We start from the raw sequence: 23,545 nt of genomic DNA, 5'->3' as shown, positions 1-23,545 counted from the left end.
TCGATCGGGGCTCGGGGCGCCACGCTCAGCACCACCCCTCGAATTCCGCGGCGATGGCACGTCGCCATCGCTCGTAGGCGGTTTCCGCGCCCTGCGGTTCGGCGGGCACGGTGACGTCGGTGGCCTTCGCCGCCTCGGCGGTGGACACGCCGCAGAACACCTGGGTGGCGATCTCGTTGTGCGGAACGACCAGACCCGCTCGTACCCGGGCCCCGGCCGCGAAGGCACTGCCCTGGGCGAGGTCCACGCGGTAGTCGCCGGCGCGGTCGCGGAAGCGGCGCAGGTCCGCTTCGGTGGCCCCCCCGGCATAGGTGGCGGCCAGGCCGGCCCCGGCGTACAGGTCGGCCCGCCGGTGCGCCGGAAACGCGCTGAAGATCTCCGTGACCCGGTCCACGTCGGTGCCGCCGACGAACCAGGTGGCCCGACCGATGCCCTGGTCGATGACCCGGTCGGCGTACCCGCGCGGACCGTCGGCCGGCCAGGGGAACCGCGGGTGGCGGTACTGCCCGTACACGTACCGGTCGGTGTGGAAGTACGCCTGGTGGAAGCCGTAGCCGTCGAGCACCAGCCAGCGCAGCAGCGGATCCGGGGCGTGCAGCCGGCCCCAGCGCAACCGGGGCACCCGGGCCATCGCCCAGCCCACGCCCACGTAGATCATGTAGACGTGCGCGTCACCCAGGCCCGCGAGCAGGTTCGCCACGTGCCGGGGGCGGCCCGGACGCAGCGCGTCCCGGACGGCGAAGCCCATCCCGGCGCCCTCGTACGCGAAGCCACGAAAACGCGTCGGCACCGTTTCCAGGCGGCGTTCGGCGGCCGCCACGGTCGGGGCCTCGGCGGCGTATCCGTAACCGGTGAGAAATGAGGCGCCGACGGTTTCGAGCAGCGCCTTCGATTCCTCGTCCTTGACGTGGAATCCGCGTACGTCCATTTTGGTGTCGGAGATATCTGGCGTCAGGATTCTGCGCCGCAGATCACGCAGGCTCTGCATCGCATGTTCCCCCAAAGGGTCGGTGTTTCCGTCGAACAGGGATGACATCTATTTCGATGATGACAAGAGCGTGATGGGTTGATTTCTTCAACCTTGCGCATCCATCGCAACTATTCGAAACGTTCACGTCGGAAGGACTCCGTGGGCCCATGGCGTGCACGGGCGCACGGCGCCACCACCGTGGACGACGCAGGCGGCTCTCAGTGGTCGCGACCGACGCCGGCCGGCTCGAAGTGCGCGCGTACGTTGCGCCGCCAGATCTCGTACGCCGGCAGCCGCCCGGCCGCCTCCGCGCGGACCGCCACGTCGTCGGCGAGGGCCGCGGCGGCGGCCACGGAGCACCCGCCGAGCGCGTGCGTGGCCGCCTCGCTGTGCGCCGGCACGTGCCCGGCGTGGCTGCGGGCCTTGGCGGCGAAGACCGCGCCCTGGGCCAGGTCCGGCGCGCACGGGCCGGCCTCGGCGCGCAGTGCCACGAGCGCTTCGGCGTCGGCGCCTCCGGCGAAGGTGGCGGCGAGCCCCACCCCGCTCCACAGGTCGCCGTGCCGGTCGGCGGCAAAGGCCCGCACGGCCCCGGCCACCTCCGCGGTGCGGCCGCCGTGGATGAACCACAGCGCCCGCCCGAGGCCCTGGTCGGTGGCCCGTGCGAAGTAGTCCCCGTGCCCCTGCCACGGGTACGCCGCCAGCCGCTCCTGCCGGGTCACCCACCGGTCGAGGTCGAAGTAGGCGCGGTCGAACCCGTAGCCGTCCACGGCCAGCCAGGTCATCGTCGGGTGGTACGGGGAGCCCGTGAGGTCGGGCACCACGTGCCGCCAGAGGGGCCGCGGCAGGCGCGCCATGGCGAACCCGATGCCGATGTAGGCGAGGAACAGGTGGGGCGCGCCAGGTCCCCGGAGCAGGTCGCGGGTGCGGGTGCCGCGCCGGGGCCCCATGACATCGAGGATGGTGCAGGCCATCGTGGCGCCCTCGTAGGCGAAGCCGAGCAGTTCCCGGTCCACGAGCGCGAGCCGGCGCTCCAGCTCCCACGGGTCGCGAGTGTCGATCCCCCACTCGAACCCGCAGACCACCGACTGCGGAACCGCCTCCAGCATGCGGGTGACCTCCGTGGCGGGGCCGGGGAAACCCCGACGCGCGAAGGTCACATCCGCGAGCGTCGGCGCCATCAGCAGTCGACGTACGGAGCCCAGTAGCGTCGGCATGGCAGATCCCCCTGTCGGTACGACGACGCCGGCCCCGGCCGGCGGGTGACTTCATCGTCGCCGCGCGCCGGCCGGGGCCGCCTCTTCCGCTGTGCGCTCATCCGCCGCCGCCGCAGCGGGGGGTCGGGGCTGCCGCCCTGGCCGCCGCCAGCCGCTGCCGACGCCGCCGACGTGGTCGCCGTCCGGGCCGGATCACGGGCCCTCGACGGGGCCCGCCCCGCGCCGTGGCCGCAGGAACATCAACAGCAGGGCCACCCCGACGAGACCCAGGTCCAGCAGGAGGAGCACGCCGTTGATGCCGTCGATGCGCGCATGGTCGTGCCCGGCGCTCGCCGCCGTGTCGTCGATCGGCGCGGCGACGGGCCCGGCCGGTACGGCGCCGGGGGTCACGGTGAAGCCGGCCAGGCCGGCGACCTGCCGACCGTCGGGCAGCCCGGCGCGGTAGGCCACCCGGTAGGTGCCCGGGCCGGCGTCGCGCACCGGCACGACCAGGCGGCCGTCGCGGACGGCCGGTCTCCCGGTCGAGACGGTCGCCCCGGTCGGTCCCGTGACGGCCAGGTGCACGTTCTCGGCCGACTCGGCGCCGCCGAGCGTGAGCGTCACCTCGGCGGGCGCGGCCCCGACGACCGACCCGTCGCCCGGGTCCAGCACCAGTTCCCGCCTCGCGGCCGGGCTGCCGAAGGCGAGCAGCACCAGGACCGACAGCACGACACCGGCCGCCACGACGATCGCCGCCCGCTGCACCGCCCCGACCGACATCGGCGGTCCGGACGGGCGGGCGTCGTCCACTGTGGTCACGACGGCTGCGCGGCGGCTTCGGGCTGCCGGCAGCTGCACCACATCCGCTCCGCCTCCGCCGCGGAGGGCCGCAGGTGCAGGTACATCGCGATCACCATCGGCACGAAGACGACCGTGTTGTAGAACAGGTGCAACTCGACCCGGGGAATCACGACCTGCAGCAGGCTGGTGGGCACGGGGCTGTCGAACAGGTGCCGGCCGGTCTGCGCCTGCAACAGCAGCAGCAGGTGTTCGATGTGGTGCCAGAACTGGATCGCCAGGGCGGTGGTCCACCAGCCCCGGCTACGCCCGACGAAGCCGGGTCGCAGCATCCACATCCCCACGAGCATCACGATCGCGTAGCCGTAGTGCAGCCACTCGGAGCTGACGAGCCACGGGAAGGGCATGCCGAGCACCCCGCGCGCCTCCGGCCGCGACCAGCCCAGACCCCAGATCTGGTACGCCTGCACCAGGTGCTCGGCCCAGTGCGCCAACACGACCAGGAGAAAGAGGTTCAGCGCCGTCCGGTGGTGCGCTCCGTTCAGGGCCGCCCAACGCCCGGACGCGCCGGGCAGGGTCGTCTGGTTGCTGGTCACGTTTCCTCCTCGAGGGGTGACGGGCGCGTGAGAGCGCCTCACCTTGACTCAGCGTGTCGACTCGGCCACGCGGACACGTCTCCGATGTTGCTCACTTCGGGGTCGGGAATCCGTCAGACCGGCTCCGGCGAGCTGGCGGGGGCGTACCACGCGCCGACCCGGCGGGCCGCCGCGAAGCTGGCCCAGGCGACCGCGTCGACCAGGGCCGCGTCGCCCGGCTGGTAACGGCGGAACTCCGTGACCACTTCCTCGTCGACCTGGTAGGAGGCGAACGCGGTCAGCAAGGCGAGGCGACCGGCGGCCCGCTCCGCCTCGGGCAGCGGCGCGATCAGCCGTTCGCACCACTGTCGACTCAGGCCGGTCTCCTCCCCCCGCCAGGCGTCGAGACGTTCCGCGACCAGTTCCCGAACCGCTGGCGGGACCGCCCGCTCGCCGGCCGCCTCGAACGCCGCGTAGGCGCGGGCCATCGCCCCGGCAACGTGCGGGCTTCCGGCCGCCCAGCCGGCCTCCGCCGGCAGCGGCGCCGGCGGCAGCAGCCGCACCGAGCGGCCCGGCGCCCGGGGGTCACGCAGCGTGCCCTGCAGGATCCAGCCGATGCCACGCTTCAGGCGCCGCCGTGCCCGTGGCGTCAGCCCCGGGGGGAGCAGGAAGTTGGGGAGGAACACGTTGACCACGCGGGCGACGTAGTGGAAGCCCACGACCACGCCGACCAGCTCCGGGCGGTCACGCTCCGGAAACGGCGGGACCGGCCGCTGGGTCTGCGGCTGGTGCGCCGTACGGGCCCACTCGGCCGCCTCGCGGATGCGCCGGTCGGTGATCTCGGATAGCCGGTCGGCCACGATCGCCTCCGCGTCGTGCTCGGTCGACAGCTCGTAGAGCCCGACGCTGTGCATGTCCACGCAGTACGGGCAGATGTTCGCCACCGACACGGCGGCGGCCACCGCCTCCTTGGTCGCCCGGTCCAGGGGCTCCGTCGGCAGCAGCGGCTCCCGCATGACCATCCAGTACGCGGCCAGCACCTCCGGCGACGGGGAGTGCAGCTGCGCGGGCGGCACGACAAGCTGCATCTCCTGCGCAACCTGCGTGTAGACCGTTTCCACCAGCCCTCGTGCGGCTCCCGGCGGGACCGGCGTGACGTAGCTGACCTGACGCTGGACCACCGACGAGGCCACCCGACGAGCGATCATGACTGCCTCCTGCTCTGCGCCACCCCGTCGGACGGGGCACGGCGACGGCTCCCGACGACTGCGGCAATGCCAGTATTGGGAGTCCGGCGGCCCGGACAACGCGGTCGGCACCGGTTGAGCACCTTCGGAGACGGCCCCGCCGGCGGGGCCTGCCGATGATGGGCGACGACCCCAGTCCCCCACCCGCGGGAGTCGCGATGCTGGTCCTGATAACCGGTGGCACCGGATTCATCGGCTCCCACTCGACGGCCGCCATCCTCGGTGGTGGTCACCGCGTCCGGATGCTCGTGCGTGACCCGTCCCGCGCCCGCCGGATGCTGACCGCGCTGGGCGCCCACGCCGAGCGGGTCGAGCTGGTCACCGGCGACGTCACCGATCCCGCCGCCGTGGCCCGGGCCGCCGACGGCTGCGCCGCCGCGCTGCACGCCGCGGGCGTCTACAGCTTCGACTCCCGGGACCGGGCGCGGATGGCGGCGGTCAACCTCCGCGGCACCGAGGTGGTGCTCGGGGCCGCGCGGACGGCGGGCCTCGACCCGATCGTGCACGTCTCCACCTTCGGGGCGCTGTTGCCGGCCGCACGGTCGCCGCTGACCGTCGACTCGCCGGTCGGCGCGCCACGGGAGGCGTACCTGCGCAGCAAGGCCGCCGCCGAGCACGTCGCACGCCGCCACCAGGACGACGGCGCGCCGGTGGTCGTCACCTACCCGCTGGCCTCGCTCGGGCCCGACGACCCCCACCTGGGCGACCAGACGACGCGGGTACGCAACGTGCTGCGCGGGCTCATGCCGCTGTGGCCGACCGGAGGCTTCCCCGTCGGCGACGTGCGGGACGTGGCCCGGCTGCACGCGGCGGTGCTCGAACCCGGGCGCGGTCCCCGCCGCTTCCCGGCCCCCGGCCGCTACGTCACGACCCGCGAGTTCGTCGACGCGCTGCGCCGGGTCACCGGGCGGACCCTGCCCACCCTGCGGCTGCCGGCGTCGGCTCTGCTGCCGATGGGCCACCTGGTCAGCGCGGCGCAGCGGCTGTCGCCCATGCACCTGCCCGCCGAGCACGGCGCCATCTACCTCTGCGCCACCGCCCGCCCGATGGACGCAACACCCACCGACGAGCTGATCGGGCCGGCGAGCCGGTCGCTGGACGAGACGATGACCGACACCGTGCGCTGGCTGCACCGGACCGGGCGGCTGAGCCGGCGCCAGGCCGGGCTCGCCGCGCTCCCGGCGACCGCCGCGCCGCGCCGGGCCGCCGACCCGGGCTGACCCGACCGCGACCGGCGATGGCCCCGTCGGACCCGTCGGGCGGACCGGTCGGCGCGGCCGGCGTCGCCGGAGAAGGAGCTCGGGGTGACCCGGGCGCCGGTCGACGTGGTCCGCACATTTGTGTGACGCGCTACCGCGCGCAGTTTTCGCTGACCTTTCCCGGCCGCCCGGTAATAGTCTCAGCAAAACAGGAGATGCGTCCCAGCTGCGTCGGTAGCCAGGATTATGCCGAACTTCGCGCACCATCCGCGCCGCACGGAGTAATTCCGGGCGACCACCATTTCACCCCTTGCTTCCGTCGCCTTTACCGGCGCTGGCAAAGGCTGCCCGAAAACGAATCGGCGGGACTAGAGACCGACGCGCCCGCCCCAGAAGGAGGTAGCGCCGTGCAACCGGAAACACCCGAGGAACAGCAGGCGCGTGTGCTGACGCTGGAAGCGTTCGCCGACACCATCATCCCGGGGGTGAAGCGCTCGGCCGACGACCGGGCGATCGCCGGCGTCTCGACCGACGGCGGCGCCGTCGAGTCGGGGGCGCTGGCCCTGATGGAGGACCCGGCCGGCGGGTTGTCGATGATGCTGGGCACGCTCACCGAGGCCCTCAACGCGCACGCCACCGGGTACGCCGAGGCGAACGGCCTGACCCTCGACCCGGCGGTGCCGCCCTTCGTCGCGCTCGCGTTCGACCACCGCACCGCGCTGCTGCGCCACCTGCTCGCTCCGGACAACCCGGAGAAGGAGATGTGGGTGGGGCTCGCCCTGTTCAGCAACATGGCCTACGACAGCGCCGCGCACATGAACACCGTCGACGCCCTCGCCGCCGGGCACCCCGGGCTGCTGGCGATCGGCATCACCAAGCCCGACGCCGACGGGCTGTGGCGCTTCCCCGAGTACTCGTACGGACGCCCGCTGTCGCGACTGCACCCGCACACCACCCCCACAGGGAGTCCGGCATGACCAGTAGCGCAAGCACCGACGTCGTGGTGATCGGCAGCGGCTTCGGCGGCGCGATCCCGGCCTACCACCTGGCTGCCGGCGGGGCGCGCGTGGTGGTCCTGGAGCGTGGACCGTGGCTGTCCAGCGAGGAGTTCGACCACGACTTCAAGCTCGGCTCGTCGTACACCCGGATCTTCGACTTCACCGTCGGCGACGGGATGAGCGTGCTGGGCGGCAACTGCGTCGGCGGCGGCAGCGTCGTCTACTTCGCCACGATGCCGCGCGCGCCGCAGTTCGTCTTCGAGCGGCAGGGCAGCATCGGCCGGCGGATGTGGCCGGCGGCCATCACCCGCGCCACGCTCGACCCCTGGTACGACCGGGTCTGCGAGTCGCTGCCGGTGACGATGCAGAGCTGGGACAAGGTGCCGTACGCCGGCGGCCTCTTCGCGGCGGCCTGCGCGCACGCCGGGCGCACGGCCAACCCGGTGCCGTCGGCCGTGGACGTCGACAAGTGCACCAACTGCAACTGGATGATGGCCGGCTGCCGCTTCGACGCCAAGCGCTCCCTGCTGCTGAACTACCTGCCGGCGGCCCTGGCGCACGGCGCCGAGATCCGGCCGCTGCACGAGGTGCAGCACCTCTCCCGTACCGACGACGGCGGATACCGGGTGCACTACCGCGTCGTCGACGCGGAGGACTACCGGATCCTGCACGACAGCGGGACGATCGACGCCAAGATCGTCATCGTGGCGGCCGGGGCCGGGGCCACCCCGGTGATCCTGCAACGCTCGGAGCCCACCCTGGGCACGATGCCCCCCGCCGTCGGCCGGTACTTCTCCGGCAACGGGGAGCGGCTCAACACGGCCGTCTTCGACGACGACCGGGTCCGGGAGGTGCTCGGCCTCAGCCGGCCCGACGGGAAGGGATACGACGCCAACCAGATCGGCCGCGGGCCGACGGTGGCGACCTGGGACCGCCTCGACCCGGACCTGCCCGAGTACGAGCGGTACTCGCTGGAGCAGCTCTTCTTCCCGCTGGGGCTGGGCACGATCCTCGCCCAGGTGCCCGACGCGCAGGGCCCGAGCTGGTTCGGCCTGGAGAAGAAGGAGATGCTGCGCCGCTGGCAGTCGTGGCTGACCCTGTTCACGATGTCGGAGGACGACAACGAGGGCGTCTTCGGGCCGCCGCCGGCGACCGGCAACGCCGACCGCATCTCCCAGCAGATGCTCGGCCGGGGCCCGTTGCGCTACCGGCCCACCGCCAACACGCTGCGGGGCTGGGCCGCCGCCGACGCGGACGCCCGGGACATCCTGGAGCGCGACGGGCTGGCCCGGGTGATGCCGTGGACCAACGACGTGGTCGGCGCGTACACGGTGCACCCGCTGTCGTCCTGCCGGATCGGCGACGACCCGGCGACGTCCGCTCTCGACGACCGGCACGAGCTGCGGCAGCACCCCGGCATCTTCGTCACCGACGGCTCCGCGGTGCCGGGCGCGCTCACCGTCAATCCGGCCCTCACCATCGCCGCGCTCGCCGAACGCGCCGTGCCCGGCATCGTCCGCGCGGCGCAGGAGCGCGGCGTGTCGGTCAGCTACCACGGCTCACTGCCCGACGGGACGGTCACCGCCGTGCCCCAGGTCGTGCCCAGCTAGGACCACGACGGGCCGGGGGCGCGCCCGCCCCCGGCCCCGGCCGCCCGACCAGGAAGGAGACCGATGGGCAGGCGACTGGCTCGGGTGACGAGCCGCACCATGCTGACCCACGTCCGGCACGTGACGCCGGTCGCCCCGGATGCCGCCGACGGGCCCGTCGCGCGGGTCTACCGGCAGATGGTCGACGACTTCGGGGTTTTCGCGCCCCCGGTGCTGCTGCACTCCCCCGCACCCGACGTGCTGCGCGCGTGCTGGCTCATGCTGCGCGAGACGCTGCTCGCCGGAGGGCTGGTCGGCCGCAACGCGAAGGAGCTGGTCGCGACCGCCGTCTCCGAGAGCAACCGGTGCCCGTACTGCGTGGAGGTGCACGGCGCGACGGCGGCCGGGCTGCTGGGCGACGCGGGCGGTTGGCTGGCGGCCGGGGCCGGGGCCGGCGGGATCGGCGACCCGCGGCTGCGGGCCCTGACCGAGTGGGCCCGGCACAGCGGGGCCGACAGCCCGGCGCGCCGCCGTCCCCCGCCCTTCCCGCCCGAGCACGGACCGGAGCTGATCGGCGTGGTGGTGGCCTTCCACTACCTCAACCGGATGGTGAGCGTCTTCCTCCAGGACTCCCCGTTGCCGCCCACGCCGGCCCGGGTGCGCGCCGGGGTCCGGCGTACGGCCGCCCGCATCATGGGGGCACTGGCCCGCGCCGACCGGCCACCCGGTCGTTCCCTGGAGCTGCTGCCACCCGCGCCACCGGAGGCCGACCTGGTCTGGGCCGTCGGGCAGCCGCACGTGGCCGCCGCTTTCGCCCGCGCCGGTCAGGCGATCCGCCGTCGCGGCGAGGCGGCCCTGCCCGAGCACGTCCGGCAGCGGATCCTGGCCTGCCTTGCCGACCCGCCGCCCCCGCAGCCGGGCGCCGGACGGTGGTTCGACGCCGTGGTCGCCGAGCTGTCGCCGGCCGAGCGACCCGCCGCCCGGCTGGCGCTGCTGACCGCGCTCGCGCCGTACCGGGTCGCCGACGCCGACATCGCCGCCTGCCGCGCCGGCGGCGCCGACGACGCCGCGCTGGTCGCGGTCACCGCCTGGGCGAGCCTGGCCGCGGCCCGCCGGATCGGGGCTCGGCTGTACGGGGACGGTCTCGGGCCGCCCCCGGCCGGCGTGCCCGGTGCCGACCTCGCCGTCGGGGAGGAGGCCTCGCGTGCGGGCGAGGCGTGATCCGGGGCGGACCGCCGACCCGGCGACGACGCCGCGGGCGGGGCCCGGCAACCCGTGGGCGGCACTGCTGGTGCTGTGCCTCGGAAACTTCCTCATCCTGCTCGACACGAGCATCGTCAACACCGCCGTGCCGGACATGATGCGGTCCCTGGACACCGGGATCGACAGCATGCTGTGGGTGCTGAACGGCTACCTGCTGGCGCTGGCGTCCCTGCTGATCGTCGCCGGGCGCCTCGGCGACCTGTTCGGTCCGCGTACCGTCTTCATGGCCGGCATGGCGGTGTTCGCGGTGGCCTCGGTGCTCTGCGGGGCGGCCCAGTCCCCGGGGCAGCTCATCGGCGCGCGGGTGGTGCAGGGCGTGGGCGCCGCGGCGCTGCTGCCGCAGGCGCTGGTCCTCATCTCCGGCATCTTCCCGGCCGCGCGGCGGGGCGCCGCCTTCGGGATCTTCACCGCCGTCGCGGGCGTGGCCGCCGTCAGCGGGCCCACCCTCGGCGGCCTCGTGATCACCCGGCTCGGCTGGGAGTGGATCTTCTACCTCAACGTGCCGCTCAGCGCGGCGGGTGTCGCCCTGGCCTGGTGGCTGGTTCCCGACCTGCGCACCCGCCGGCCGCGCCACCTCGACGTGCCCGGCGTGCTCCTGGCCACCGCCGCGCTGGTGGGCCTCATGTACGCCCTCATCGAGGGCGAACGCCACGACTGGGGCACGGTGCGGGGGCCCGTCGGCATTCCGACGATCCTGGCCGCCTCGGCGGTGTGCGCGCTCGTGTTCGCCCTGCGCGAGCGCCGGCAGCGGGAGCCGCTCGTCCCGCCCGGCCTGTTCCGCCTGGGCAACTTCGCCCCGGCCACCCTGATCACGCTCGTGAGCTCATTCGGTCTGTACGGCTTCCTCCTGGTCTTCGTGATCGAGACGCAGTCGCTGCTCGGCATGAGCCCGCTGGAGTCGGGCCTCGCCGCGCTGCCCTGGACGCTGGTGCTCAGCGCCGTCGCACCGGTCGCCGGTCGGCTCACCGACCGGCTCGGCGGCCGACGCCTGCTCGCGGGCGGGCTCACCGTGTACGCGCTCGGCGTGCTGGGCATGGCGGTGCTGGTCACGCCGCGCTCCACCGTCGGCACGTTCGTACTACCGCTGATCGCCGTCGGCATCGGCATGGGGGCGTCCATCGCGCCGACCACCACCGAGGCCATGCGCGAGGTGCCCGCCCGGTTGGCTGGCGCCGCCGCGGGGGTGCTCAACACCGCACGCCAGGTCGGCGGCGCGCTCGGCGCGGCGGTCGTCGGGGCCGTGCTGCAACACCGGCTCGCCGACACCCTGCCGGAGGCGGCCCGCGCCCGGGCAGCGACGCTGCCCCCCGAAGCCCGGGCGGCCTTCCTGGACGGCTTCGGCGCCGCCGGGGAGGGCATCAGGCTGGGTGCCGGCCAGGCCGGCGGATTCGTCGTGCCGGCGGGAACACCGCCGGAGTCGGCCGACCGGTACTCGGCGCTGGCCGCGGACGCCTTCGCCGCCGCGTTCCTGCCCGCCGTCCGGCCGGCACTGGCCGTGGTGGGGGGCGTGCTGCTGCTCGGCAGCCTGTTCGCGTTGCGGTTGCGCGCGCACCCGCCGGCAGGAACGCCGCCCTCGGCACAGCGGGAGAAGACGCCCGCCCCACCACCTGTCGATGATTGAGGCGGCGGCGCCGACGCGGCTGCCGGCTTCCCCCGTCGACCATCGGGCGCGCAGCGCCGGCGACGTGCACTCGACACCCGTAGCGAGAGGATGAGCGCGTGACAGAACAGGATGTGTTCGCCGCCCTGGAGGCCGAGGGCGACGATGTCGACCGCATGCTCGCCGACCTGGACGACGCGGGGTGGCGGACGGCCACCCCGGCCGAGGGCTGGACGGTCGCGCACCAGGTCGCCCACCTGACCGCGACCTTCCGGATGGCCGGACTGGCCGCCGCCGCCCCGGACAAGTTCCGGGCCATGACGTCGCGCCTGAGCGACGACTTCGACGCGAACGTGGACGCGGCGATGGCGCCCTATCTGGCCGAGGCGCCTGCCGTGCTGATGGGCCGGTGGCGTACGGAGCGGGCCGCCGCGGAGAAGGCGCTTGCCGCCGTCCCGTCCGAGCAGCTGGTGCCCTGGCTCGTCCGGCCGCTCCCGGCGGCGGTGCTCGCCGCGGCAGGGATGATGGAGCTGTTCGGCCACGGCCAGGACATCGCCGACGCCCTCGGCGTACGCCGCGAGCGCACCGACCGGCTGCGCCCCCTCGTCGAGTTCGCCGTGCGCACGTGGGACTTCGGCTACCAGGCGCGCGGTCTGAGCACTCCGGACGTCGCCCTGCGCTTCGAGATCACCGCGCCGTCCGGGGCCGTCTGGCAGTTCGGGCCGTCCGACTCCGAGCAGGTCGTCACCGGTCCCGCCGCCGACTTCTGTCTGCTGGTCACCCGACGACGGCACCGCGACGACCTGTCGGTGAAGGCGGTGGGCGCCGAGGCCGAGCGCTGGCTGAACATCGCCCAGGCGTACCGAGGGCCGGCCGGTCCCGGCCGGGCTCCCGGGCAGTTCGCCGACTCCTGACGTCCGCGGGGCGACCTGCGCGTAGCCGACAGGGATCCCGCGCCCCGGCGGGCTCCGCCAGCGGTTGCCCCATGTCGAAGGGGCCGTCCGTCGGACGGCCCCTTCGACATGGGGGCGGGGCGCCGCCGGTGTTCAGCCGACGACCTCCGCGCGGCGGCGGTCGTACCAGCATCCGGTTGCCCCGCTCCGGACCAGCTGCGCGTCGCCGGACCCTGATCCACGTGTCCCGGCGGCCGGCGACCCATCGAATGCACGGAGCTGCGCCATTTCTGGGCGAGGCCGGGCACGACCGGCAGCCGCGGACGGACCGTCACCGCCGGATCAGAACCTCCGGCAGCGGCTTACGCACCAGGTCCGGCACCGTCGCGTCCGGCGCCGGGTAGCCGACCGGCATGACCAGGTACGGGCGCTCCTCGGGGGGCCGTTCGCACACCTCGTTGAGGAAGCGCATCGGGCTCGGCGTGTGGGTCAGGGTGGCCAGGCCGGCGTGGTGCAGCGCGGTGATCAGCACGCCGACCGCGATGCCCACGGATTCCTTGACGTAGTAGGGCTTCGGGGACCGCGGGCCCTGGTGCACCTCGAACACCACGATCACGACCGGCGCCACCTCCAGGAAGGGCTTGTGCCAGTCCGTACCGATCGGGGCGATCGCCTCCAGCCACTGCGCCGACGCGCGCCGGGCGTAGAACTCACGTTCCTCGGCCTCTGCGGCCTCCCGCAGCCGGCGCTTCCGGGCGGCGTCGGTGACCACGACGAACCGCCACGGTTGCAGGTTGGCGCCGCTCGGCGCGGTCGCCGCCGCGCGGATCGCCTCCTCGATCACCTCCATCGGCACCGGCTGGGGCGAGAAGTGTCGGATGGAACGTCTGGCGGCCATCCGGTCGGCGAAGGTACGCGCGCGGCGCACCATGTCCCCCGCCGCCATCGGCGAGTCGGGTGCGAGGTCACCGGTCGTGCGGGCCATGAGCGCCTCCCCGGGGCGATCGACGGATCCAGCATCGCCCAGCGGCGCGGGGCGCGTTTACGAAACCGTGCGGACTTCGACCGCCGAGCGGCGGACGCCACGCGAGCGGGGCGGCTCACCCGTCCGCCGGCGAGCCCTGGGCGGCGGGTACGGCGCCGAGCGGTCCCTCGGCTGCCTGGTCCGGGCCGGGCGCGGCGAGAAGCCGGGCCACCAGGGCGGCCAGCAGCGCGGTGCGCTCCGGCATCCTCGCGACGTCCACGTACTCGCCGCGGGCGTGCGGCAGGCCCCCCACCCCGCCCAGCCCGTCCAGGGTGGGCACGCCGAGCGCGCCGGTGAAGTTGGCGTCGGAGGCGCCCGGGGCGGCGACGCCGCGCACGGCAGGCAGCCCGAGCTCCGCCCCCACCGACTGCGCGATGCGCAACAGCGGTGCCGACACGGAGGCCGGCAGCGGGTACCGGTTGATCCCGCCGCCGACGGTCAGCCGCGCGTCGGGCAGCCGGGGGGTCAGCTCGCGGACGAGTCGGTCCACCCGGTGCAGCTCCTCGCGGGTCCAGGCCCGCACGTCGACGCAGAGGACCGCGGACTCGGGGACGACATTCGTCATCGTGCCGGCGGAGAGGACCGTCGGGGTCACACTCGTCTCCCCCGCGGCGAAGGACTGCACCGCGAGGACGTGGTGCGCGAGCTCCACCCCGGCGTTGACGCCCCGGTGCGGCTCGACGCCGGCGTGTGCCGCCCGGCCCCGCACCGCGATCCGGTAGACGGAGCCGCCCTTGCGGGCGACCTTCAGATCGCCGCCCTCGGTGCTCGGCTCGCCGACCAGCACCGCCCCGGAGCGGCGCGCCTGCTCCTCGATGAGCGGTCGGGAGGTGCCGGATCCGCTTTCCTCGTCGCAGGTGAGCAGCAACCCCACCCGCGAGGTGTCCGGCAGCAGTTCCAGCGCGGTGAGCATCTGGACGATCCCGGCCTTCATGTCGCAGACCCCGGGCCCCGTGGCGGTGCTTCCGGTGATCGTGAAGGGCCATTCCCGGATGGTGCCCGCCGGCCAGACCGTGTCGTAGTGCCCGAGCAGCAGCACGCGCTGGTCGGGGGCCGCCCAGAGCAGGTGCGGCAGTCCGTCGAGGACCACCCGACGCCCCCGCCGGCCCAGCGCGGCGTCGCCCCACGCCTGGAGCAGCTCGGCGCAGGCGGTGAGTTCCGGACCCGGTTCCGGCGGCGACTCGCAGGTCACCAACCGGCGCAAACGCGCCGTCATCACCGCTGCCCGGGCCCGCGCCCCACGCCGAAACAAATCGATATCCACCACTCTTCGATGGTGGCACCGCCGCCCCGCCGAGCAACGCCACGACGCCCGACACCGCACGGCAACGGTGGTACGGCCCGTAACACGGCATCCTGGAAGACCGCGGGGCGGGCCGGCCACGCACCACGGCCCGGCCCGGCGGGCGGCGCACCCGGGGTCGGCCCGGCGGTGCAGGCCGGGAAGAAACCCGCCAGACGGGGCCACGACACTGCAGACGGCGATGTCCGCCCCGCCGTAGAAGGCGGGGCGGACATGGACAGCACCCCGAGGCGCCCGGCGGCCGGTGGCCGCCGGGTCACGGGAATTCGTCAGTGGCTGCCCTCGAGCTGGCCGCGCAGCTTGCCCAGCGCGCGGGTGAGCAGGCGGGAGACGTGCATCTGGGAGACCCCGACGCGGGCGGCGATCTCGCTCTGGGTGAGGTTGCCGTAGAAGCGGAGGGTGAGGATCTTCTGCTCGCGCTCGTCGAGGGTGGCGAGCGCCGGGCCGAGGGCGACGCGCAGCTCGGCCAGCTCGAACTCGCCGTCCTCGGCGCCCAGGGTGTCGCCGAGCTCGGTGGCGCTTTCGCCGTCGCCGATGGGGGTGGAGAGGGAGACGGCGTTGTAGGCGCGGGCGCCTTCGAGCCCCTCCAGCACCTCCTCCTCGGTGATGCCGAGGTGGGTGGCGATGTCGGCGACCGTCGGCGCCCGGTTGAGCGTCTGGGTGAGGGTGCCGTTGGCCTCGGAGATGCGCAGCCGCAGCTCCTGCAGGCGGCGCGGCACCCGGATGTTCCAGGTGCGGTCGCGGAAGTGGCGCTTGATCTCACCGAGGATCGTCGGGATGGCGAAACCGGCGAAGTCGACGCCACGGGAGGCGTCGAACCGGTCCACGGCCTTGATCAGCCCGAGGGCCGCGGTCTGGGCCAGGTCCCCGTTGGGCTCGCCGCGCCCGCTGTAGCGGAAGGCGAGGTGGTGGGCCAGCGGCAGCCACGCCTCGATCACCCGTGCGCGCAGCGCCGGCCGGTCGGGGTGCCCCTCTGGCAGGGCGGCGAGGGCGGCGGTCAGCTCGCTCGCGCGGGTCTCGTCACCGGAGACCGTGGTGGCGGCGTCGGTGGTGGTCGGCGCGGTCGTCGTGGTGATCATGCTGCCCTTCCTGTCCCGCAGATGCGGCGACGCCGGGATCCGGCGACCGCAGTGCCACAACCCTAGACCAACGGCCGCCGCCATATCAACCGAACGGCCGATGGATGAAGGCGACAAAAACTCCCAAAGGCTGCCCGTACGGTGTGGTCCCCGCCACGAATCCGGCACCGCCGGTCGCTCAGGAGGCCGTCGGTCCCACGTAGAGCCGACTCACCGTCTCGGCGACGCAGACCGGCTTGCCGCCGGCGTCGCACTCCACGGTCGCGGCGGTGACCAGCTGCACGCCGCCGTCCACCGGGGAGACCTCGGCGATGGTCGCGACGGCCCGGACCGCCCTGCCGACCCGCACCGGCGCGGGGAACCGCACCCGGTTGAGCCCGTAGTTGACCCCCATCCGCACGCCCTGCACCCGGTAGAGCCGACCCACCAGCGCCGGCAGCAGGGACAGGGTCAGGAAACCGTGGGCGATCGTGCCGCCGTACGGGCCGGTGGCGGCCCGCTCCGGGTCGAGGTGGATCCACTGGTGGTCGTCGGTGGCGTCGGCGAACAGGTCCACGCGCCCCTGGTCGATCCGCTGCCACGGCCCCGGGCCGAGGGTCTCCCCGACCGCCGCGGCCAGCTCGTCGACGGAGTCGAAGATCCTCATGCCAGGTGCCCTCCCAGTCGGGTGTAGCCGCGCAGCAGGTCCCGCGCGATGATGAGCCGCTGCATCTCGTCGGTGCCCTCGAAGATGCGGTAGAGCCGGACCTGCCGGTACCACCGCTCGACGGGCAGTTCCCGGGTGTAACCCATGCCGCCGTGGATCTGCAGCACCCGGTCGACCACCCGGTTGACCATGCCGGCGCCGTAGAGCTTCGCCATCGAGGAGGCGTGCCGCGGGTCCATGCCCCGGTCCACGGTCCAGGCCGCCCGCAGGATCAGCCAGCGGGCCGCCTCCAGCTCGGTCTCGGAGTCGGCGATCATCCACTGGATCGCCTGGTTGTCGCCGATCGGTCGGCCGAACGTCTGCCGGGTGTTGGCGTGGTCGATCGCCATCCGCAGCGCCCGCTCGGCGATGCCGACCGCGTGCGAGGGGATGGTGTAGCGCCCCTTGCCGATCCACTCCATCGCGAGGGCGAAACCCTGGCCGGGCTCGCCGAGGATGTTCCGCTGCGGCACCCGGACGTCGTCGAAGACCAGCGCGGCCGGCCCGCCCTCCCCCATGGTCTGGATGAACTCCGAGCGCCAGCCCATCGCCCGGTCCACCAGGAAGGCCGTGGCGCCGCCGTTGCGGGCCCCCTTCTCCCGGTCGGTGACCGCGATGACGATGGCGAAGTCGGCCTCGTTGCCGCCGGTGATGAACGTCTTCTCGCCGTTGAGCACCCAGTCGCCGCCGTCGGGCCGGGCGCTGAGCCTGATGTTGGCGGCGTCGGACCCGGCGCCCGGCTCGGTGATCGCGAAGCAGCTGCGCCGCTCCCCCTCGATCGTCGGGATCAGGAACTCCCGCTTCTGCTCGTCGTTGGCCCGGAACAGGATGTTGTCGGCCTCGCCGCCGAACCGGAACGGCACGAACGAGCGGCCGAGCTCGGTCCAGATCAGCGACTGGGCGACGGCCGGCAGGTCCATGCCGCCGTACTCCTCGGGGGTGGCCAGCCCCCAGAAGCCGAACGCCCGCGCCTTGAGCTGCAACTCGCGCAGCTCGTCGGGCTCCAGCCCGGGCCGGTGCGCGCGTTCGCGCCGGAGCAGTTCCTGCTCCAGCGGCATGACCTCTCTGGCGATGAAGTCGCGGGCCGTGTCGCGGATGGCCCGCTCGGTGTCCGAGAGCGCGAAGTCCATGTCCCCTCCGGGTGGTGCGGCGGTACGCGACTCAGCGCGCGCCGCCGTTGACGTACAGGGTCTGGCCGCTGACGTACGAGGCGTCGTCGCTGGCCAGGAAGGCGATCACCGAGGCGATCTCGGCCGGCTGGGCGACCCGGCGCAGCGGGGTGTGCTCGGCGACCGTCCGCTGGTGCTCCTCGGGGCTGCTGCCCACCCGCTCGGCGGTGGCCGCGGTCATCGCGGTGGCCACGTAGCCGGGGGCGACCGCGTTCACGGTGACGTTGAACGGGCCCAGCTCGACGGCCAGGGTGGCGGTCAGGCCCTGCACGCCGGCCTTGGCCGCCGCGTAGTTGACCTGACCCCGGTTGCCCAGCGCGGAGCGGCTGCTGAGGTTGACGATCCGGCCGTAGCGGGCCGCCACCATGTGCTCCTGCGCCGCCTGGCAGCAGAGGAACATGCTCGTCAGGTTGGTGGTCAGCACCGCCTCCCACTCGGGCAGCGCCATCTTGAACAGCAGGTTGTCGCGGGTGATCCCGGCGTTGTTGACGAGCACGTGCAGCCCGCCGTACGCCTGGACCACCTGGGCGGTCATGGCGGCGACCGCTTCGGCGTCGGTCACGTCGCAGCCGATGCCGACGGCCCGGCCACCGGCGGCGGCGATCTCGTCGGCGACGGCCCGGCTGCGCTGCGCGTCGAGGTCGACCACGGCGACCGCCGCGCCCTCGGCGGCCAGCCGGCGGGCGGTGGCGGCGCCGATGCCCTGCGCGGCGCCGGTGACGACGGCGACCCGGTCGGCGAATCTGGTCACGGCTTCTCCCTGGCTCTAGAAGGCGTTGACGCCGGTGAGCGCGCGTCCGATGAGCAGCTGCTGGATCTGGCTGGTGCCCTCGTAGAGGGTGGCGACGCGGGCGTCGCGCAGGTACTTGCCGACCGGGTACTCGTCGATGTAGCCGTACCCGCCGAAGACCTGGACGGCGTTGTTGGCCGCGCGGACGGCGGCCTCGCTGGCGAAGAGCTTGGCCATCGACGCCTCGGTGGCGAACGGCTCGCCCCGGTCGATCAGGTCGGCCACCCGCCACACCAGCAGCCGCGCGGCGTCGGTGTCGACGGCGATGGCGGCGAGCAGTTGCTGCACGAGCTGGTGGCCGGCGATGGGCTTGCCGAACTGGGTGCGCTGCCCGGCGTAGCCGACGGCCGCGTCCAGGCAGCCCTGGGCGATGCCGACGCAGCCGGCGGCCACGGACATCCGGCCCTTGGCCAGGGTGGCGAGGGCGAGCCGGAAGCCGGCGCCCTCGTCGCCCAGGCGCGCCGAGTCCGGCACCCGTACGCCGTCGAAGCGCAGCTCCCCGGTGGCCTGCCCGCGCAGGCCCAGCTTGCCGTGGATCTCCCGCCGGGTCAGGCCCGGCGCGTCGGTGGGCACCAGGAAGGCGCTGATGCCCCGGTGCCCCGGGCCGCCGGTGCGGGCGAAGACCAGCGCCACGTCGGCCGTGGTGCCGTTGGTGATGAACATCTTCGCGCCCGTGATCAGCCAGTCGGTGCCGTCGCGGACCGCCCGGGTGGTAAGCGCGGCCGCGTCGGAGCCGCTGTCCGGCTCGGTCAGCGCGAAGCAGCCGAGGGCGGCGCCGGAGCAGAGCCGGGGCAGCCACTCCGACCGCTGGGCCGGGGTCCCGTGGGCGGCGACGGACTTGGCGACCAGCCCGAGGGAGACCGAGACGATGCCGCGGACGGCGGAGTCGCCCCGGCCCAGCTCCTCCAGCACGAGGCAGTAGGAGAGGTGGTCGCCACCGGAACCGCCGTCGTCCTCGCCGATGGTGAGCCCCAGGAAGCCGAGGTCGCCGAGCTTGCCGACGATGTCGGGGTCGACGGACTCCCGGCGGTCCCAGCTGGCTGCGTGCGGCGTCACCTCGCGGTCGACGAAATCCGCGGCGAGCCGGCGGACCGCCGCCTGCTCGGCGGAAAGTTCCAGATCCATGCGCATTAAACTAGCGGTGCAAGTTTAATTCCGTCCAGACCCGGTTGTGGCAGAGTCTGCGACGGACATCGAGCGAAGGAGGACCGGATGCCCCGGCCGCGGCAGGCGCTGCTCAGCCGGCAGCGGATCGTGGAGACCGCCGCCGCGCTGATCGACGCCGAAGGGCTGGAGGGCTTCTCCACCCGCCGGCTCGCCGCCGAGCTCGGGGTGCGCGGGCCGTCGCTCTACAACCACTTCGCCACGAAGGACGAGATCCTCGACGCGGTGGCCGACAGCGTCACCGGCCAGGTGGACGTGTCGTTCTTCGGCAGCGTCGACTGGCGCGAGGCGCTGCGCCGGTGGGGCCACTCCTACCGCGCGGCGCTGGCCGCCCACCCGAACATCGTGCCGTACCTGGCCCGGGGGCCGGGGCGCCGGCCGGCGGCGCTGGCCATGGCCGACGCCGTCTACGGCGGACTGGTCGCCGCCGGGTGGCCGCCGGCCCGGGCGACCCACATCGGCGCGCTCATGCGGTACTTCGTGGCCGGCTCGGCGCTGGGCTCGTTCGCCCGGGGCTTCGTCGAGGACCCGGGGCTGTACGCGGAGCAGTACCCGCACCTGACCCAGGCCCACCGGCTGGCCGAGCACCAGCAGCGGGTGGACGAGGGCGCCTTCGCGCTGGGCCTCGACGCGCTGATCCACGGGCTGTCGCGCACCTACGAGCAGCACATCGGGCCACTGCCACCCCTCCCGCCGGCCGCCGACGCGTACTAAAGTCAAAACTTGCGCTGCTAGTTTTGGCCGACGTACGTGAGGGGCACGATGGGTCTCGCACGGACCGCCTTCTACCTCGACGGAGAGTGGGTCGCCGCCGGCTCCGGGGAGACCGTCGCGGTGCGGAACCCGGCGACCGAGGAGGTCGTCGCGACCGTGCCGGCCGGCACGGTCGCCGACGTCGACCACGCCGTCGCGGCGGCCCGGGCCGCCTTTCCCGGCTGGGCCGACGCCGTGCCCGCCGAGCGGGCCGCCCGCCTGGACCGGCTGCACCCCGCCCTCTCCGCCCGGGCCGACGAGATCGCCCGCACCGTCGCCCTGGAGCTGGGCACCCCGCTGAAGGTGGCCGCCCGGGTCCAGGCCGGACTGCCGCTGACCGTCCTGCACAGCTACGTCGAGCTGGCCGCCCGACCCCCGGCCGACGAGACCGTCGGTAACTCGCTGGTGGTCCGGGAACCGGTCGGCGTGGTCGGCGCCATCACCCCGTGGAACTACCCGCTGCACCAGGTCGTCGCGAAGCTGGCCCCCGCCCTGGCCGCCGGCTGCACGGTGGTGCTCAAGGCCGGGAGATCGCGGCCTCCAGGCTGCCGCCGCCGCCCATCGAGTGGCCGGCGACGGCGAGCCGACTGGCGTCGATGCGGCTGCGCACCGAGCTGCGCTCCACCAGGTAGTCGAGCGCGGCGAGCAACTGCCGGCCGCGGCTGTCCGGCTGGTCGAGGCGTGAGTTGGTCTCGATGCCGATCACCACGAAGCCGTGCGAGGCGATCCGCGGCCCGAGCCAGCTGAGGCTGGACCAGGCGGCGGTGTAGCCGGGCGAGATGGCGACGGCGCCGAAGGTACCCTCGCTGGTGCTGGTCGGGTGGTAGATGACGCCCCCGCCGAAGCCGGTGACGCTGAGCGAGGAGACGGTCTGCGAGGCGGTGGCGAACGGGCCGCGGCTGGCCTCCAGCAACGCGACGGTCGGGGCGGGACCGCGCTCGTACGGGTTGGCGGCGGCCTGGGCGGCGGCGGGCGGCGCGGCGAGCGCGCCCACCGCGGCCAGGACGGCGGCCACGGCCAGCCCGGCGACGCGGACGGCGGGGCGGCGACGGACGGTAGTGGTGGCGGGTGATGACACGTCGGGCACTCCCTACGGGACGGGTCATATCGACATGCATCAGTCTTGGGCGGCGTCGGCGGCCCCGCATCGGTGAAATCACCAGTCCCCATCCAGGAAAACCCGGGTAGTCCGTTTTCACCCGGACTGTCGGGGTAGGGCAGTCGATACCCCGGCCGAGTAAGGAGACGCCGTGTTCAACCCGTTGGAGCACAAAGGAATCCCACTGGAGAGCCAGATCCGCAACTGGCGCGAACTCAACGTGGAGCCCATCGACCCGGAGGCGGTCGACCCGTACACCCGCTGCCGCATCATCACGATGAACGGCATCGAGGTCGAGGCGATCAACTTCCAGCACCAGTTCGCCCGCAACTGCCCCGACCAGGAGGTCCGCCGGCAGTTGGCGTACGTGCGCTATCTGGAGAGCCAGCAGCAGCGGGTGGTGAACTGGCTGCTGCCCGGCGCGGCGAGCGTGCTGGAGACGACGCTCGGCTACGAGCAGGTGGCCGTCGACCTGACCGCGTGGGTGGCCCGGCACGAGCCGGACCCGTACCTGAAGCAGGGCTACGAGTTCGGCGTCCTGGAGGACTTCGACCACCTGTACCGCTACGCCAACCTCTACGAGATGGTGGAACGGCGCAAGGCCGAGAAGATCGTCGACGGCCTGACCGAGGTCATGCCCGGCCGGCCCACCGTCGTCGAGCACCGGCACCCGTTCGACGAGGTGCGCACCCCGTACGACCGCAACACCGTCGACCCCCGCTCCAAGCTGCACGCGCTGACCATCCTGTCGGCCGAGCAGCAGGTCATGTTCTATTACATGAACGTCGGGCCGCAGTACATGGAGCCGATCGCGCGGCAGCTCTACCAGGAGATCAGCCTCATCGAGCAGGAGCACGTCACGCACTACGAGTCGCTGCTCGACCCGGGCGAGAACTGGTGGGAGCGGCTGCTCACCCACGAGTACAACGAATGCTGGCTCTACTACTCCTTCATGACCCAGGAGAGCGACCCGCGCATCAAGGCGGTGTGGGAGCTGCACCTGCAGATGGAACTGGCGCACCTGCAGCAGGCCGCCGACCTGCTGCGTCGCCACGACGGCCGGGAGCCGGAGGAGATCGTCGGCAACGCGGGCCTGCCCGAGCCGCTGACCTTCGAGCCGAACAAGGAGTACCTGCGCCACCTGCTCGCCACCCAGGTCGACCTGAACAAGATCGGCGAGGGGTACGTGCGGGAGGCGCACGAACGGTTCGAGTCGATGCAGCAGCAGCTGCACGACGGGCAGAAGCCGCCGAGCGAGCAGGTGATCGACATGCACCGGGAGCGGTTCGGCGACGAGTACCGCATCGAGACCGAGGGGCCCCACCCGGTGGAGTCGCTGCGCGCGCGGGGAGGCAGCCATGCCTGACGGCGGTGCCCCGGCCACGCGCGGCCCCGAGGACGACGTCGTCGACCTGCTGCTGGCCCAGCACGCACGGATCGAGGAGCTGTTCCTGCTGGTCATCGGCAGCACCGGAGAAACCCGCCGGGACGCCTTCGACGACCTGGTCAAGCTCCTCGCCGCACACGAGACGGCCGAGGATGAGGTCGTCCACCCGCTGGCCCGCACCCTGCCCGGCGGGGGCGGCGACGCCATGGTCGACGAGCGGCTCGACGAGGAGCGCCAGGCCAGGGAGACGCTGAAGACCCTGATCGCCGGCGGTGTCGACGCCGAGGGCTTCGACACCGGGATCATCCTGCTGCGCGACGCGGTGCTCACCCACGCCCGCTACGAGGAACGGCAGGAGTTCCCGCTGCTGCGCCAGCACGTGCCCGCCGACCGGCTCCGCACGATGGCCGGCGCCGTACGGATGGCGGAGGCGACCGCGCCCACGCGACCGCACCCGAGCGCCCAGTCCGCGAAGGGCAACCTGGCGGCGGGACCGGCGCTGGCGGTCATCGACCGCGTCCGCGACGCGATCCGCAAGCCGTCGTCCAGCGGCTGAACGCCCGCGAGACGAGCATGCCGCGCCCACCCGACCCACTCCGGTCGGGTGGGCGCGGCACGTCGGCCGCCGGGATGCCGTACGCCCCGGCCCGCCGACACCGAACAGCCACCTGCACCGGCGGCTCGCCGACGAGCGCACACCGCACCGCGTGCCCGCCACCGCGTCCACGGCCCGCGTCGGGGCGGGCGTCCCCGTCACGTAGGGTCGG

General features: G+C 73.7%; 21 protein-coding genes and 2 pseudogenes. 10 read left to right on the top strand and 13 right to left on the bottom strand.

Translation table 11 applies throughout. The features are described from left to right. Nucleotides 1-25: 25 nt before the first annotated feature. The 5 genes from AB0G13_RS03850 to AB0G13_RS03830 form a co-directional block, all read right to left on the bottom strand. The gene (locus AB0G13_RS03850; RefSeq protein WP_357868451.1) at nucleotides 26-988 is read right to left on the bottom strand and encodes a DUF1702 family protein; all 963 of its coding nucleotides are present in this window, start codon (nucleotides 986-988) and stop codon (nucleotides 26-28) included. A gap of 200 nt (nucleotides 989-1,188) precedes the next feature. Next, a complete protein-coding gene (locus AB0G13_RS03845) occupies nucleotides 1,189-2,184 on the bottom strand; it encodes a DUF1702 family protein (protein ID WP_357868449.1) in 996 nt (331 codons plus the stop codon). A 192-nt stretch (nucleotides 2,185-2,376) separates the two neighbouring features. Beyond that, a complete protein-coding gene (locus tag AB0G13_RS03840) occupies nucleotides 2,377-2,982 on the bottom strand; it encodes a copper resistance CopC family protein (RefSeq protein ID WP_357868446.1) in 606 nt (201 codons plus the stop codon). Next, on the bottom strand, nucleotides 2,979-3,557 hold the full coding sequence (locus AB0G13_RS03835) for a hypothetical protein (protein WP_357868443.1): 579 nt from the start codon (nucleotides 3,555-3,557) through the stop codon (nucleotides 2,979-2,981). Before AB0G13_RS03835 ends, AB0G13_RS03840 begins: the two co-directional genes overlap by 4 nt. Nucleotides 3,558-3,670: 113 nt before the next feature. Beyond that, on the bottom strand, nucleotides 3,671-4,744 hold the full coding sequence (locus AB0G13_RS03830) for a carboxymuconolactone decarboxylase family protein (RefSeq protein WP_357868441.1): 1,074 nt from the start codon (nucleotides 4,742-4,744) through the stop codon (nucleotides 3,671-3,673). 197 nt (nucleotides 4,745-4,941) lie between these two features. Between AB0G13_RS03830 and AB0G13_RS03825 the strand changes: the two genes are divergently transcribed. The 6 genes from AB0G13_RS03825 to AB0G13_RS03800 all read left to right on the top strand — a co-directional run bounded on the left by AB0G13_RS03825 (nucleotide 4,942) and on the right by AB0G13_RS03800 (nucleotide 12,346). After that, complete coding sequence (locus AB0G13_RS03825) at nucleotides 4,942-6,003, top strand: SDR family NAD(P)-dependent oxidoreductase (RefSeq protein WP_357868439.1); 1,062 nt, start codon at nucleotides 4,942-4,944, stop codon at nucleotides 6,001-6,003. Between the two features lie 386 nt (nucleotides 6,004-6,389). After that, nucleotides 6,390-6,959, top strand: coding sequence for a DUF5987 family protein (locus tag AB0G13_RS03820; RefSeq protein WP_357868436.1), 570 nt, complete (start codon nucleotides 6,390-6,392; stop codon nucleotides 6,957-6,959). Then, nucleotides 6,956-8,590, top strand: a complete 1,635-nt coding sequence (locus AB0G13_RS03815; protein ID WP_357868434.1) for a GMC family oxidoreductase — start codon at nucleotides 6,956-6,958, stop codon at nucleotides 8,588-8,590. The genes AB0G13_RS03820 and AB0G13_RS03815 overlap by 4 nt, the downstream gene beginning before the upstream one ends. Nucleotides 8,591-8,689: 99 nt before the next feature. Further along, a complete protein-coding gene (locus AB0G13_RS03810; protein ID WP_357868525.1) occupies nucleotides 8,690-9,790 on the top strand; it encodes a carboxymuconolactone decarboxylase family protein in 1,101 nt (366 codons plus the stop codon). Continuing rightward, nucleotides 9,774-11,453 carry a DHA2 family efflux MFS transporter permease subunit gene (locus AB0G13_RS03805; RefSeq protein ID WP_357868431.1) on the top strand — a complete coding sequence of 560 codons (1,680 nt, stop codon included), beginning with the start codon at nucleotides 9,774-9,776 and terminating at the stop codon, nucleotides 11,451-11,453. The genes AB0G13_RS03810 and AB0G13_RS03805 overlap by 17 nt, the downstream gene beginning before the upstream one ends. A 98-nt stretch (nucleotides 11,454-11,551) precedes the next feature. Then, entirely contained in the window at nucleotides 11,552-12,346 is a 795-nt protein-coding gene (locus tag AB0G13_RS03800) for a TIGR03084 family metal-binding protein (RefSeq protein ID WP_357868428.1), read from the top strand. Between the two features lie 310 nt (nucleotides 12,347-12,656). Here the strand turns inward: AB0G13_RS03800 and AB0G13_RS03795 are convergent, their stop codons facing one another. The 7 genes from AB0G13_RS03795 to AB0G13_RS03765 form a co-directional block, all read right to left on the bottom strand. Beyond that, the gene (locus tag AB0G13_RS03795) at nucleotides 12,657-13,271 is read right to left on the bottom strand and encodes a nitroreductase family protein (RefSeq protein ID WP_357868523.1); all 615 of its coding nucleotides are present in this window, start codon (nucleotides 13,269-13,271) and stop codon (nucleotides 12,657-12,659) included. Between the two features lie 154 nt (nucleotides 13,272-13,425). After that, complete coding sequence (locus AB0G13_RS03790) at nucleotides 13,426-14,565, bottom strand: M20/M25/M40 family metallo-hydrolase (protein WP_357868425.1); 1,140 nt, start codon at nucleotides 14,563-14,565, stop codon at nucleotides 13,426-13,428. 356 nt (nucleotides 14,566-14,921) lie between these two features. After that, nucleotides 14,922-15,731 (bottom strand): SigB/SigF/SigG family RNA polymerase sigma factor, encoded by an 810-nt coding sequence (locus AB0G13_RS03785; RefSeq protein WP_357868423.1) that lies wholly within the window; start codon nucleotides 15,729-15,731, stop codon nucleotides 14,922-14,924. Between the two features lie 178 nt (nucleotides 15,732-15,909). Further along, the gene (locus tag AB0G13_RS03780) at nucleotides 15,910-16,377 is read right to left on the bottom strand and encodes a MaoC family dehydratase (RefSeq protein WP_357868420.1); all 468 of its coding nucleotides are present in this window, start codon (nucleotides 16,375-16,377) and stop codon (nucleotides 15,910-15,912) included. After that, a complete protein-coding gene (locus AB0G13_RS03775) occupies nucleotides 16,374-17,546 on the bottom strand; it encodes an acyl-CoA dehydrogenase family protein (RefSeq protein WP_357868418.1) in 1,173 nt (390 codons plus the stop codon). The genes AB0G13_RS03780 and AB0G13_RS03775 overlap by 4 nt, the downstream gene beginning before the upstream one ends. A gap of 31 nt (nucleotides 17,547-17,577) precedes the next feature. After that, entirely contained in the window at nucleotides 17,578-18,336 is a 759-nt protein-coding gene (gene fabG, locus AB0G13_RS03770; protein ID WP_357868415.1) for a 3-oxoacyl-ACP reductase FabG, read from the bottom strand. A 15-nt stretch (nucleotides 18,337-18,351) separates the two neighbouring features. Then, on the bottom strand, nucleotides 18,352-19,500 hold the full coding sequence (locus tag AB0G13_RS03765) for an acyl-CoA dehydrogenase family protein (RefSeq protein WP_357868413.1): 1,149 nt from the start codon (nucleotides 19,498-19,500) through the stop codon (nucleotides 18,352-18,354). Between the two features lie 87 nt (nucleotides 19,501-19,587). Here AB0G13_RS03765 and AB0G13_RS03760 point away from each other — a divergent pair, with 87 nt between their 5' ends. Together AB0G13_RS03760 and AB0G13_RS03755 are read left to right on the top strand one after the other, a co-directional pair. Further along, nucleotides 19,588-20,253: a TetR/AcrR family transcriptional regulator C-terminal domain-containing protein gene (locus tag AB0G13_RS03760; RefSeq protein ID WP_357868411.1), complete on the top strand. Its 666-nt coding sequence runs from the start codon at nucleotides 19,588-19,590 to the stop codon at nucleotides 20,251-20,253. Nucleotides 20,254-20,301: 48 nt separating this feature from the next. Beyond that, nucleotides 20,302-20,814, top strand: a pseudogene (locus tag AB0G13_RS03755) (aldehyde dehydrogenase family protein); the annotation flags it as partial. On the opposite strand, the pseudogene AB0G13_RS03750 reads toward AB0G13_RS03755, so the two are convergent. After that, nucleotides 20,813-21,313: pseudogene (locus AB0G13_RS03750) on the bottom strand (alpha/beta hydrolase); the annotation flags it as partial. The pseudogenes AB0G13_RS03755 and AB0G13_RS03750 overlap by 2 nt on opposite strands. Nucleotides 21,314-21,542: 229 nt before the next feature. Here AB0G13_RS03750 and AB0G13_RS03745 point away from each other — a divergent pair. Both AB0G13_RS03745 and AB0G13_RS03740 read left to right on the top strand, forming a co-directional pair. Next, complete coding sequence (locus tag AB0G13_RS03745) at nucleotides 21,543-22,757, top strand: hypothetical protein (RefSeq protein ID WP_357868408.1); 1,215 nt, start codon at nucleotides 21,543-21,545, stop codon at nucleotides 22,755-22,757. After that, a complete protein-coding gene (locus AB0G13_RS03740) occupies nucleotides 22,750-23,334 on the top strand; it encodes a hemerythrin domain-containing protein (RefSeq protein ID WP_357868405.1) in 585 nt (194 codons plus the stop codon). Before AB0G13_RS03745 ends, AB0G13_RS03740 begins: the two co-directional genes overlap by 8 nt. Nucleotides 23,335-23,545: the final 211 nt, after the last annotated feature.

The organism is Micromonospora sp. NPDC023633 (genome assembly GCF_040640035.1).
Taxonomy (GTDB): Bacteria; Actinomycetota; Actinomycetes; order Mycobacteriales; family Micromonosporaceae; genus Micromonospora.
The sequence above is the reverse complement of the archived record's forward strand: the minus strand, read 5'-3'. Positions and strand labels throughout refer to the sequence as shown.